Origin of the sequence: Bacillus sp. FSL W7-1582 (assembly GCF_038593325.1) — a bacterium.
GTDB lineage: Bacteria > Bacillota > Bacilli > Bacillales > Bacillaceae > Bacillus > Bacillus altitudinis.
The window spans coordinates 323,225-336,030 of sequence record NZ_CP151987.1; the positions used below are offsets into that span (position 1 = coordinate 323,225).

A 12,806-nucleotide genomic window follows, 5' to 3' on the forward strand; every position below is an offset into this window, starting at 1 on the left:
TCACTATGTGGCAGCAAATATATGATCCGTTTGGTAATGAGTTCGTCAGTGCATTGGTGGCCATGCTTCCAATCTTGTTTTTCCTACTAGCATTAACTGTATTTAAGTTAAAAGGGGTATTAGCCGCTTGTTTTACCTTGATCGTCAGTTTTGTAACAGCTGTTTTCTTCTTTCATATGCCAATTGAAAAAGCATTATCTGCTGTGGTGCTCGGTGTATCTAATGGGCTGTGGCCGATTGGATATATCGTCATCATGGCCGTGTGGCTCTATAAAATTGCTGTGAAGTCTGGAAAGTTTGATGTCATTCGTTCTAGTATTGCAGGAATTTCTCAAGATCAACGGTTACAGCTCTTATTAATTGGTTTTAGTTTTAACGCATTTTTAGAGGGAGCCGCTGGATTCGGTGTACCGATTGCGATTAGTGCCGCTCTTTTAACAGAGCTTGGGTTTAAACCACTAAAAGCCGCAATGCTCTGTTTGATTGCGAATGCTGCGTCTGGCGCTTTTGGTGCAGTAGGTATCCCGGTTATTACTGGAGCACAAATGGGTAATATGACGCCGCTAGAGCTGTCTCAAACCCTTGTGTACACCATTCCGTTTATTTCTTTCTGTATCCCGTTTCTGCTTATCCTCATTGTAGACGGCTTTAAAGGGATCAAAGAAACGCTTCCAGCCTTGCTTGTTGTGAGTGGAAGCTACGCGATTCTGCAGGCTGTTACAATGGTCACGATGGGCCCTGAGCTTGCCAATATTATTTCAGCTTTAGCGAGTATGGGAATTTTGGCTTTATTTCTTCGAAAATGGCAGCCGAAACATATTTATCGTGAAGAAGGGGCACCAGCCATTGAGAAGAAACAAACGTATAGCGGGGTTGAGGTGCTGAAAGCATGGTCTCCGTTTTATATTTTAACTGCCGTCATTACTGTATGGAGCCTACCAGCTTTTAAAGCATTATTTGCTGAAGGAGGACCGCTCAACTGGACAACCATTTTAGTGAAAATGCCGTTTCTGCATCAGCAAATTGTGAAATTACCACCTATTGCTCAAACAGAAACACCGATTGATGCGATTTTTAAAATTGATGTTATTAGTGCAACAGGTACCGCCATTCTAATTGCAGTGATGCTGACAGGATTGTTCAGCAGACATATTACATTAAAAGAAGGGGCTGCCTGCTTAAATGCAGCGGTCAAAGAGCTTTGGGTCCCTGTTCTTACGATTTGTTTTGTCATGGGCTTTGCCAACTTGGCGAACTTTGCAGGTCTAAGTTCTGCTATCGGACTGGCGCTTGCTAAAACAGGCGATTTATTCCCGCTTGTCAGCCCAGTGCTTGGCTGGATCGGCGTGTTTATTACGGGATCTGTTGTGAGTAACAATGCCTTATTCGGTAACCTTCAAGCAGTCACCGCTTCTCAAATCGGCTCTCAGGCAGGTTTGTTAATCGGGGCAAATACGACCGGTGGTGTGATGGCGAAATTAATCTCTCCACAATCCATTGCCATTGCAACAGCAGCTGTTGGAGAAACAGGTAAAGAATCTGAGCTCTTCCAAAAAACAGTGAAGTACAGCTTCATTTTGCTCGGCATCGTATGTATATGGACATTCATTCTTGCTCAATTTGTATAGGTTGATCGATTGATTGAAAAATGAAAGACTGAGAGATTTCTCAGTCTTTTTTTATGTAGATTCTCGTGTGACAAGCCGAGTAGGTAGCTGAATATGTTCACGTTGTAATGGTTTTTGATCTTGGAGCAGCTGAATCATTTGTTTTACAGACTGCTGGCCAAGCTCGACGATGGGGATGTCGATGGTCGTGATCGTTGGAGCTGTCACCTCGCAAATGTCTTGGTTGTCATAACCGATCACCGCTACATCCTTAGGAATGTGATATCCATATGAAATGGCTTGTTTAATGAGGCCTGCTGCCACTTGATCATTGCCGGTGAAAATCGCATCCGGCGCATCCGGCATCCGGTGGATTAAGTCCATCAAACGAAAGCCGTCTTCAATGGTAAAAGCCTCGCCAAACAGCCAATCTTCTTTAAGCGGCAAACCGTGATCAGAAAGCGCATCAAGATAGCCTTGCTTTCTTTGTTTTTGTGCTTCACTGCTTTCTGTATCAAAGCAAAATCCAATGGATGTACGCCCTGATTGAATCAAGTAGTCAACCGCTTTATAGGCAGCTTCCCGCTCATCATATCCGATAATCGGAATGTCTGCTGTTTGATGAAATTCATTTGCCATGACGATTGGGCCGTTTGCTAAAAATGGCTCGATTGTTTCCCACTTATTTTCTAACGCCCCCAATATGACACCATCTACTTCTTTTCTTTTTAATAATTGAAGCCCTTCAAGTTCTACTGATTCTTGATAAAACGTCTGGAGCACGATGGCTTTATACCCTTGATCTAGTGCTTCCTTTGAAATGCCTTTAATCAATTGTGCAAAAAAAGGATGGTCCACAGCTGGAACAGACACAGCAATGGTTTTTGTCTGATGTGACCGAAGGGTGCGGGCTGCTGAGCTTGGTGTATACTCCATTTCCTTCATCACCTGTAAAATGTGCTGGCGCTTTTCTTCGGATACATATGGATGGTTGTTCAGCACCCGAGAAACAGTGGTCGTTGAAACCCCGCAGCGTTTGGCAATTTCATAAATTGTACACATATTAACAAATCCTTTACACAAAGTTATTGTTCTGAAATCGATAACATCATTTACAATGTGAAACAAGTTAAATATTAACAAATGGAATTGATTAATTGGAGGGAATGGAATGCAAATATTGACGAAGATATCAGGTAAAAGCAAGGATTATCTACCGTTGCTGGATATGATCAATCAAGGTGTTCAAGTAAAGGCTGATTCAGTTGAAAAGAATCTAGCGAATGATAAGCTTGCTGCGTTCCTTGAGCAAGATATTGCGCGTACGGGTTTGGAAAAAATTCTCTTCCATTATAAACAAAATAAGGAAAAAAAGATACCGTTCCTGCCGGTCGATAAACTGATTTCGGAGGATGAGATCGATGATATTATGCAGGTGCTGAAAGAAGTATTAAGTTCAGGCCGTTTTACATCAGGCCCTTATATTCCAAAGTTTGAAAAGACGCTCGCAGCATACTTAGGGAAAAAATATGTCATTGCCACATCAAGTGGAACAGATGCCTTGATGATCAGTTTAATATCAGCAGGCGTCCATCCTGGAGATGAGGTCATCCTGCCTGCCAACAGCTTTGCTGCAACAGAAAATGCAGTGCTTGCGATTGGTGCGATTCCAGTCTATGCTGATATTGATCCAGACACCTACTGCCTAGCGGCGAATGAAATAGAAAAGCATATCACAGATAAGACAGTATGTATTCTCCCGGTTCATTTGTATGGAAAGCAAGCGGATATGAAGGCAATTTCGACGATTGCGAAACGGCATGGTCTATCGATCATTGAGGATGGCTGTCAGGCGATTGGCAGCAGCGGGCTTGGGGAATTTGGGGATGGACTTGTTCTCAGCTTTAATCCTTACAAAAACCTTGGAGTTTGCGGAAAGGCAGGAGCCATCGCGACAAATGATGAAGCCCTAGCCGAAAAATGCATGGAAATCAGCTATCACGGTTTTGAACCAGGAAAGAAAAACGTGAAGCGCAGTGACTATGGCTTTAATTCCAAGATTGATAACTTACAGGCCGCAATCGGGCTAGAACGAATGAAATATTTAGGTTTACAAAACTTTAAACGCTTTTACTTGGCAAAGAGATACATAGATCAGCTGCAAACGCTGGAAGACGAAGGCTATATTAAGCTTCCGAAGCTGACAGACGATCATGTATGGCATCTATTCCCGATCAGAGTGGTGAAGGGAAGCCGAGATGAGCTGGCAGAGAAATTATTAGAAATGGGCATAGAAACAGACGTCTATTACCCAATTTTATCGCATCAGCATCAAACGAATCTTGTTTCTCAAAAGTATAGACAAACGGAACTACCACATACGGAAAAAGCCGTACAGCAATTACTCCACTTGCCGCTTTATCCAGGTATGCCGCTGCAAGATCAGGAGAAAGTCATCGAGGGGGTCCATCATGTTATCAAATCTTCCATTCAATAAAAAGCTTGTGCATCAACCGCAACATCCGCAGTGGATCGTCTTCTGTGATTTCGATGAGACCTATTATTCTCACGGAATGACCGAGGAGCAGAGAGAGGATGTAAAACGGCTGGAAGCTTTTGTGGCAGAAAAGAGCGAAGCCGGACAGCTCATGCTGGGCTGGGTGACGGGAAGCAGCCTCGATTCTGTTACGAGCAAAATGGAGAAGGGTGGTTTCTATCAATTCCCGCATTTCATTGCGTCGAATTTAGGAACTGAAATCGTGTATACATCAGATGGGAAATTTGGACAGCCAGATGCAGAATGGATGAAACGGCTTGATGCACAGGGCTTTTCAGACGAAAAAATCGAAGATATTCTGCAAAGCGTACGTGAAAAGGGGATCACTCTTAGGCCGCAAACGCAACTGGGCAGCTCTGGGTATAAAAAGAATTTCTATTATCAGGAGCAGGATGAACGGACAGACCTTCATCATCTATCATTCATCCAAACACTTGCGAAGGAGCGGGGTGTGGCGGTGAACATCAACAAATGCAACCCACTTGCGGGTGACCCTGCGGATTGCTATGACGTTGATTTTTTACCAGTTGGAACAGGAAAGGATGAAATCGTTCGGTTTATGCTGAATCAATATAACCTGTCAAAAGATAAGGGCTTTGCTTTTGGTGATAGTGGGAATGACCTGCGGATGCTTCAATCCGTCACGCACGGCTTTCTTGTCCAAAATGCAACAGCCGAAGCCAAACGGCACCATCATCAAATTTGTCATCATGGGTATGCAAAAGGAATCTATGAAACATTGAAAACAGTGATGTATAAACATGAGGAGGCACATTCATGAAGAAAATTGGAATTGTTGGAGCAGGGAATATTGCAAAAGCACATGCTAGAGCATTATCAACGATCAAAGGTGCAGAATTATCTGGGGTCTATGACTTGCACGAATCCGTCGCACAAGGATTTATTAAACAGTACGGCGGACGGGTGTATGCCAGTATCGAAACACTAGCGGATGCATCAGATGGATTGATCATTGCTTCCCCTAACTTCTGTCACAAGGACCATGCCCTTCAGGCGCTTAGAGCAGGACAGCCGATTTTATGCGAAAAACCGATGGCTGTATCGTTAAAAGAAGCGAAGGAAATGGTGGAGACAGCCAAACAGTTCCAGGTTCAAGCCAGTATGGGTTTTAACTATCGCTATTTATCCTTTGTGAATATTTTGAAGAACTTGATCGCCAATGGTGAATTAGGACGCGTTTTGACAGTACGGACACATTTTAAGAAAAATAGTGCCCTTAGAAGAAAGACATTTTCGTGGAGAGACAGCGGTGAAAGTCTGCGTACAAGCGGTGCATTAGGAGATTTAGGGATTCATTTGATTGATATGCTGTGGTACTTATTTGGCAGTGAAATGAAAAAAGAATCCCTTAATACGAAGATGCTGACACATGTAAAGGAAAAAGAAGAGAAAAAGGTACAGGTCGATGACCATACCGAAATTTTTGGGCAAATGGAGAATCAAGTGTTCTTTCATTTGGTGACGTCCAAAAGTACGCAGCCCGAGGAATGTGGATTTAGTGTAGAAGTGGTGGGGCATGACAAGGTTTTTAAATACCATACAAACATGAAAAACGAATATGAGATCAGTGATGGCTTGTGTGTAGAGCGTCATCAAATGCCGCAAACATTGCTGACAGATCCACCAAATGAATTTTATGGATGGTCTGATACATTCCGTGATCAGCTGATGCATTGGGTAAATACAAACTCATATCCATCTCATATGAAGGTAGCTGATTTTGAAGATGGTTATCGCGCGCAGGCTGCGCTGAATACATGCTTCGAGAGGGAAGAGGCTGTCGTCTCTGCCCGTGCATATTAATGAAGAGGTGGAGCGGAGGATATCATAACTCCGCTCCTTTTTAGAGGAAGTGAAAAGATGAAAAAGGTGTTTTATTTTGGCTGTATCTTTTATTTTTTTATTGGGACCATTCATGTGTTTTTTGGCAGTTTAACGCCTTATTTGCTGTCTAGTTATGATAAGGGTCCTGGGGAATTATCTTCTTTAATCTTCTTTCAGTTTATTGGTTTTTTGACAGGCGTTCTTTTGTCGCCCATTCTTGTGAGGAAAAAAGGCTATGGCACTGTTCTGACGATGGGATTGCTGCTGATGATCGGAGCGCTTCTTCTTGGCCTTTTGGTACCAGGTTGGACGATTCTTGTGGTGGCAGGTTTTTTCCTTGGGAGCGGTGCAGGCAGTCTTGAGACGACGGCCGGGGCGTATGTGATTTCAATGGCAAACAGTGCAAAGCGAATCAGCATCATGGAGGTCTTTTTTGGATTAGGTGCGCTATTATTTCCTCTATTGATTCTGCTGACTGTGACAGAGGAAACGTGGCATTATGTGTTTTTATTTCAAGTCGGTGCACTGACTTTTTTTCTCATGCTCTGGCTTACCTTTATGAATAAACTCCCTCGTGGGCAGATGGCGGCTCCAATTCAAGACATGAAGAAACCGTCCTTGCTGTTTGATCGAGGGAATCGAATGATTGTGGTGTTGATGATCTGTTTTGCGTTTTTCTACGCAGGAATTGAAACGAACTTTGCGAACTTTTTACCGTCGATCATGCTAGAAAAAGGGGGAGACAACTGGGGTCTTTTTGCGGTCTCTACTTTTTGGACAGCGATCGTCATTGGCAGAACTGTCATTGCGAGAAAAGCCGATCAGCTGCATCCGCTGCGTTTTTTAAAACTAAGTGCAGCACTTATGATTGTGCTGCTCGCCGTATTTGCTCTAGCCACCCACATCGCTGCGCAGCTGATTCTTATCTTTTTCATCGGTCTGTGCGCAGCTGGCATGTTTCCCATTGCCTTGACGGCTTCTGCATTAATGATTGAAAATGCCATCGACGAGGCAACGAGTTATTTTATTGCCGCCGCTAGTTTAGGTGGAGCCTGTTTGTCCTTTTTGATTGGGTTTAGCCTTGAGTGGGCAGGTGCGGCAAGCGCCGTCTTTGTTTTCGCCTTTTTAGCTGTTCTCCTTTTTGCGGCTGCCATTCAAATGAATCGATCTCGGAAAAAAGAAACCATACCCACACAGCCGCCGGCGATGAAAGCAGATCGATAAGCAGCTGATCTGGTGGCTCCTCCTTTTGTATAGCTTATCTTCAGAAAAGGTGACGAAGGACTTGTACTAAAACAACGAAAGCGTGAATAACATGTACAAGTCAGCATCAAAAGGAGGACGTCTATGTGGCGGTGTTTTTTGGTTATATCTTTTTAGGGTTGTCACTTTCAGCGCCTGTTGGGCCAGTCAATGCAGCCCAAATCGACAGAGGGATTAAAAGTGGATTTTGGCACGCTTGGATTTTTGGTGTGGGGGCTATGGCTGCGGATATTGTCTATATGATCCTCATCTATTTTGGTGTCGCCCAGCTTTTGACTGCACCTCTTGTGAAAACCTTTTTGTGGCTGTTCGGCTTTTTCGTTCTGACCTATACCGGTATTGAAAGCCTTCGTAAAATCAATTTGCAGGAAAGCCCAAAGAAGGATGGAGGAAACACGTCGATCGGGCATTCGTTCATGACGGGATTTTTTATTTCTCTTTCCAATCCGCTTAGTATTTTATTTTGGCTTGGAATTTATGGAAGCATTTTGGCCAATACGATTGAAAAGTATGGAGCATCTCAAATGCTGATGTACAGCATCGCTATTTTCATCGGCATGCTCATATGGGATTTCTGTATGGCGATGCTCGCCAGTACGTTTAGACGATATTTAAATGAACGAATGTTGCACGGCTTATCCGTTCTGGCAGGTCTCTCTTTACTCGGCTTCGGTGCTTACTTTGGATATCAAGGGATCATGGCGCTCATTGGATAGAATGGTTGATCAGAAAAAGGGCTAAAATCTAAATCATTTTAGCCCTTTTTCATATTTGACAATAATAGGACACTCTTCAATAATGATGGAAGATACATAAAATTGAAGGAGTTTTTGCCATGCGTATGTTCCTGCCAGCATTCAACTATGTGTGTATGCTGATTTTGTCTGTGATCACAGCGACATTCGTTTATACCATGTTGTTTGCCCCACCTGAATCCAGATTCAGTTATGTGGAGGTCACCAGTCTTTTCATTTTGATCGCTTATGTCCTATTTGCTGCACCTATCCAAATGGTTTTACACCGTCATCCTGAGAAGTTTCGACGCCGTGATTTATTGGTTTATTTTATCGGGGCGTGGGTGGTTTGTTCGGCGCTTGCTTTATGGATTGATTATGGTGTTGTCGTCTTTATTAGCTACAAAGTTTATCTATTTAGCTTTTGCGCGGCCTTTATTTATTGGCTGCTTGATTCAGTCTTTTTAAAGAAGAAGAATCAATCATAAAGGTTTTTCCCGTTTTTTCTCCTGAAAATGAACGTGTATGACCTTCGAGAATCCGCTTGATACAAAAGCAAGAGCTGTCATCAGAAGGACCCAGTATAGATTGCTAAGGTCAAATCCAGTATAAACGAAGATGAAAATCATCGAGATCACAGACGTTAATATGAGGACAGGCCATATCCGTTTAAATAGCAGATAACCAACAAATCCCCAAAGGAAAGCCATCACTGGTAGTGTAAATAAGATCAGATACATCGGATGGAGAAAAAGAAGACGCATGTCATTCACCCATTTCTTTTATGATGACCGACTCTATTAGATAGAGGCGGCTAAATGATGATATGCAGAAGCATACTCATACATGATTAGATAAATGGAAGTGAATTCCTCCTTCATTCTTTCAAATAAACCACCTTGTGAATGTCCAGTGAAAGTCGTTGAAGGACAGTCACCACAGCTTTTTCCTCCTCATAGGCTATGGAGAAGACGCTAAAACGAGGTGGAAAAAAATGGCCCAGCTGTATGCAAAAAGTTGCCTTGATCAAAATCTACGATCACTAGATGAATGGAAGCAGGATGCTTTCACACAGTTTGGAGAAATGGTCGGGGATGAGGCAGATACATTTCCGTGTGTACCAGGCAGACAAGGATTTTTTCTCGATCATTTGCGTTATGGGTTTGTCGGTGATCCGCGGGGAGAAGAGGCCGTGAATGAATTAGCAGAGCTTTTAAGGGAATACCAAAGCTGCTCTAGGGAAACCGGTCAATATGCTTCGTTCATTTGCTTTTTTGAAACACCGCAGGATATGAAGGAGTATTCGCTCGAAGAGTATGAGGAGCAGTTTTGGTCGGTTGTTCAGCAATTACATCAAAAGGATGAAATGAAATGGCCAGAGGAAATTCCATCAGATCCTGAAAATCATGAATGGGAATTTTGTTTTCATGGAGAGCCTTATTTTATTTTATGCGCGACACCAGCGCATAAGCTAAGAAAAAGCCGTCACTTTCCTTATGTGATGTGGGCCTTTCAACCAAGGTGGGTGTTTGAAAAGATGAACGGTTCCACCACATTTGGTCAAAAAATGAGTAAACTCGTTCGGAAGAGGCTGAAGGCGTATGATCAAGTAGATGTACACCCAGCATTAAAATGGTATGGGGATCAGAAAAATTTAGAATGGAAGCAATATTTTCTCTCAGATGATGAGGCGGAGAAACCAGCCTCCGCCAAATGTCCATTTACTGCTTTAAAAAACATGATGAAATTATGATGCGGCCTGATCCTGTTTCCACTTTTTTCTCATAAAGAGTACCATGATGCCAATCACGGCGATGATCCCAAGGCTTATAAAAAAGCCGGGTCGTCCGCTTGCCTCTGTCAGAGTGCCTGAAACGGCGGCACCGATTAAGATCAGGGCAAGAACCATTTCGCACGTTTGGCGAGTGGATGGCTTTGACAGCTTTTTGCTTGAAAGCAGAATAAACACCCATGTGTATAAAAGAGTTAAGCCGGCTGCTGTTGTGAGATGCTCATATATGTGTTTGGACAAAAAGAGTGCCAGCAAAATCGAGACAATCAACCCTGCAGCAGTTAAAAGAATTGAAGACCATCTGACATGAGATGGTTCTTTTTGTTTAAAACAAGCAGGTGCATCCTGATGCTCCGACATCGTGCCAAGCAGCGTCGTGACTGCATAGAGGGAGGCAACCAATGTGGAAAACCCAGCAATAATGAAAATGCCATTAAAGATATGAAGAAAAATCGATAAATGAAATGGTTCCAGTGATGTAATAAATGGACTGCTATTCTCGTTAAAGGCTGTCACTGGAACAAGCAAAAGCGCAAGTCCGATGGAGACGATATAAATGACAGCAAGAATGATCAGCATCACACGTCCAGATTTTGCGGCGTCCTTCGGGTCTTTTAAATGAACCGCCATCAGCCCCATGACTTCAATTCCCCCGAAAGCATAAAACGCATAAATCAGCCCATTCCATAGACCGAGCGGGCCGAGCGGCATCCATTCATGGTCTTTATTTGGCAGGTGGAGGGTGGGCCTATGCTCTGTGAGAATGCCGCATAAAACAAGAACGGCAAGGACGACAAACAATAGGATCGCCCCGGTCTTCAGCACGGCAAGGACATTTTCCGTCTTTTGAAAAGAAGAAAGCCCAATGATAATCACAAGCAGGGCAAGAGCGGAATAAATCGCTGAAAATACCCAAAGTGGAATGGATGGAAACCAGTGACGAGTAAAAAGAGAAATCGCCGTCAGCTGACTCCCTGTGATGAGCATTTCTGAAAACCAATACACCCAGCCATTACTAAATCCCGCCCAGCGCCCATAGGCTTTTCGGGCATAGGAACAAAATGATCCCTTATCTGGGTTCTCGGCTGTCATCGCAGCCAGGTGTTTAAAGACGAGATATGTGCCGACTGCCGCAAGCAAAAATGAAATGCAGACGGAATAACCGGATTTTGTAATGGCGATGCTGGAACCAAGGAAGAAACCAGTGCCGATTGTACAGCCGACTCCGATAAGAGAAAGCTGCCACCAAGATAAAGATTGTTCTTCTTTCAATTTGTGTGCAACACCTTTCCGATTCAATAGCATTAGCTTGTGACCGCCTCTTTTTTTTATACATGATCAAGAGGACGTTTTGGGCATACTGTCAACATGGAAAGGAGTGCATGTGATGAATGGAGAATACGTGATTTTACCAAAGGATGGATTTGGCTTTCGGTTAGGAAAAGGACAATGTATTCGAGTGGTTGATGTCGAAGGGCAGCAAGTAGCAGACGTGATGGCCTATCATGAAAAGGATTTTTATGAAAAATTTGATCAAGGCGCTACAATGGACAGCCTGTTCTCTTCCAAGGTGAAAAAGGGAGATCAGCTATATTCTAATTTATATAAACCAATGTTTACGGTCATCGAAGATACAGTTGAATGTCATGATTTATATATGCCTGCATGCCGGCAAGAAATGTATCAGCTCTTATACGGCAGGACGCACCTAGAGGTCATGCATACATGCTACGATAATCTCAGGACGGCCTTTGAGCCATTCGGGATTCCAAAGGAGGATATGTATTATCCTTTTAATGCGTTTATGAATACAGTTATTGATGAGAAAGGAAAACTGTCTGTCGAGCTACCAAAATCGCTCCCTGGTGATTACATTCGTCTGCGTGCAGAAATGGACCTCATCGTCGCCGTGTCTGCCTGTCCTGCCGACATTGGAAAATGCAATGGATCAAGCTGTACATCCATCCGGGTGGAGATTGATTGAAAAGGAAAGACCAGTCAAAGAGACTTGGTCTATTTCGTTTGTGAATGTTTGATCATTTATGAAAAAGGGGAACGTCTAAAAAATATCTTTTTTCAAAACATGATATAATAAAGTAGCTAAAATCGTAGGTAAATCAATTGAAATGGAAGTAAAACCTGTTCTCTTCATGTAGAGGATGCTTAGGAGGAAAAGTGTATGAGTTTGCAGAAAAAAATCAGCCAAGAGTTGCATGTGCAGCCCTCAATTGACCCAAAGCAGGAGATCGAAAAACGGGTTGGATTTCTAAAGGCTTACTTGAAAAAGACCGGTGCAAAAGGATTCGTTCTCGGTATTAGCGGCGGACAGGATTCAACGCTTGCCGGCCGTCTCGCTCAGCTCGCTGTAAGTGGGCTTCGTCAAGAAGGAAAAGAGGATGCTGTCTTTATTGCAGTCCGTCTTCCGCATGGCACGCAGCAAGATGAAGACGATGCGCAGCTGGCTCTATCATTTATTCAGCCGGACAAGTCTTGGAAATATGATATCGCGCCTGCCGTGACGGCATTCAGTGAACAATATCAAAAGGAAACAGGCGGTGCGCTGTCTGATTTTAATAAAGGGAACGTCAAAGCACGCATGAGAATGATCGCACAGTATGCCGTCGGTGGACAGGAAGGATTACTTGTCATTGGAACGGATCATGCAGCTGAAGCTGTGACTGGGTTCTTCACGAAGTATGGTGATGGCGGTGCTGATGTCCTTCCGCTCACAGGTTTAACGAAACGCCAAGGACGGTTGCTGCTTGAGACCCTTCAGGCGCCGGAGCGATTATACTTAAAGAAACCGACAGCCGATCTGCTGGATGACAAGCCTCAGCAAACGGATGAAACAGAACTTGGTATTACGTACAATGAAATTGATGATTACTTAGAAGGAAAACCAGTTTCAGATCAAGCAGCAGAAGCGATTGAAAAACGCTATGTTCAATCAGAACATAAACGTCAAGTACCAGCTTCTATGTTTGATGACTGGTGGAAATAAAATAAGT

At 43.4% G+C, this 12,806-nt stretch carries 13 protein-coding genes; 10 read left to right on the forward strand and 3 right to left on the reverse strand.

What is annotated here, in order from left to right; genetic code table 11:
* Nucleotides 1-5 precede the first annotated feature (5 nt).
* The gene (locus NSQ11_RS01795) at nt 6-1,628 is read left to right on the forward strand and encodes an L-lactate permease (RefSeq protein ID WP_061417836.1); all 1,623 of its coding nucleotides are present in this window, start codon (nt 6-8) and stop codon (nt 1,626-1,628) included.
* Between the two features lie 51 nt (nt 1,629-1,679).
* Here the strand turns inward: NSQ11_RS01795 and NSQ11_RS01800 are convergent, their stop codons facing one another.
* Nucleotides 1,680-2,669: a LacI family DNA-binding transcriptional regulator gene (locus NSQ11_RS01800; RefSeq protein ID WP_017366563.1), complete on the reverse strand. Its 990-nt coding sequence runs from the start codon at nt 2,667-2,669 to the stop codon at nt 1,680-1,682.
* Nucleotides 2,670-2,778: 109 nt separating this feature from the next.
* Between NSQ11_RS01800 and NSQ11_RS01805 the strand changes: the two genes are divergently transcribed.
* The 6 genes from NSQ11_RS01805 (at nt 2,779) to NSQ11_RS01830 (ending at nt 8,494) form a co-directional block, all read left to right on the forward strand.
* Nucleotides 2,779-4,104 (forward strand): DegT/DnrJ/EryC1/StrS family aminotransferase, encoded by a 1,326-nt coding sequence (locus NSQ11_RS01805; RefSeq protein ID WP_017366564.1) that lies wholly within the window; start codon nt 2,779-2,781, stop codon nt 4,102-4,104.
* Nucleotides 4,079-4,945, forward strand: coding sequence for an HAD-IIB family hydrolase (locus NSQ11_RS01810; protein ID WP_017366565.1), 867 nt, complete (start codon nt 4,079-4,081; stop codon nt 4,943-4,945). The genes NSQ11_RS01805 and NSQ11_RS01810 overlap by 26 nt, the downstream gene beginning before the upstream one ends.
* Complete coding sequence (locus tag NSQ11_RS01815; protein WP_007498302.1) at nt 4,942-5,988, forward strand: Gfo/Idh/MocA family oxidoreductase; 1,047 nt, start codon at nt 4,942-4,944, stop codon at nt 5,986-5,988. The genes NSQ11_RS01810 and NSQ11_RS01815 overlap by 4 nt, the downstream gene beginning before the upstream one ends.
* Nucleotides 5,989-6,045: 57 nt before the next feature.
* Nucleotides 6,046-7,233, forward strand: a complete 1,188-nt coding sequence (locus tag NSQ11_RS01820; RefSeq protein WP_025206703.1) for an MFS transporter — start codon at nt 6,046-6,048, stop codon at nt 7,231-7,233.
* Between the two features lie 125 nt (nt 7,234-7,358).
* Entirely contained in the window at nt 7,359-7,988 is a 630-nt protein-coding gene (locus NSQ11_RS01825; protein WP_342501221.1) for a LysE family translocator, read from the forward strand.
* 119 nt (nt 7,989-8,107) lie between these two features.
* A complete protein-coding gene (locus NSQ11_RS01830) occupies nt 8,108-8,494 on the forward strand; it encodes a UPF0715 family protein (protein ID WP_050826910.1) in 387 nt (128 codons plus the stop codon).
* Here the strand turns inward: NSQ11_RS01830 and NSQ11_RS01835 are convergent.
* On the reverse strand, nt 8,489-8,770 hold the full coding sequence (locus NSQ11_RS01835; protein WP_008342109.1) for a DUF2651 family protein: 282 nt from the start codon (nt 8,768-8,770) through the stop codon (nt 8,489-8,491). The two genes, NSQ11_RS01830 and NSQ11_RS01835, sit on opposite strands and share 6 nt — an antisense overlap.
* Nucleotides 8,771-9,000: 230 nt before the next feature.
* On the opposite strand from NSQ11_RS01835, the gene NSQ11_RS01840 reads away from it, so the two are divergent.
* Complete coding sequence (locus tag NSQ11_RS01840; protein WP_008342108.1) at nt 9,001-9,759, forward strand: YqcI/YcgG family protein; 759 nt, start codon at nt 9,001-9,003, stop codon at nt 9,757-9,759.
* On the opposite strand, the gene NSQ11_RS01845 is transcribed toward NSQ11_RS01840, so the two are convergent.
* On the reverse strand, nt 9,754-11,103 hold the full coding sequence (locus tag NSQ11_RS01845; protein ID WP_046527187.1) for an amino acid permease: 1,350 nt from the start codon (nt 11,101-11,103) through the stop codon (nt 9,754-9,756). The two genes, NSQ11_RS01840 and NSQ11_RS01845, sit on opposite strands and share 6 nt — an antisense overlap.
* 82 nt (nt 11,104-11,185) lie before the next feature.
* Here NSQ11_RS01845 and NSQ11_RS01850 point away from each other — a divergent pair, with 82 nt between their 5' ends.
* Nucleotides 11,186-11,782 (forward strand): urea carboxylase-associated family protein, encoded by a 597-nt coding sequence (locus NSQ11_RS01850; RefSeq protein WP_046527192.1) that lies wholly within the window; start codon nt 11,186-11,188, stop codon nt 11,780-11,782.
* Between the two features lie 195 nt (nt 11,783-11,977).
* The gene (nadE, locus tag NSQ11_RS01855; RefSeq protein WP_046527186.1) at nt 11,978-12,799 is read left to right on the forward strand and encodes an ammonia-dependent NAD(+) synthetase; all 822 of its coding nucleotides are present in this window, start codon (nt 11,978-11,980) and stop codon (nt 12,797-12,799) included.
* Nucleotides 12,800-12,806 lie beyond the last annotated feature (7 nt).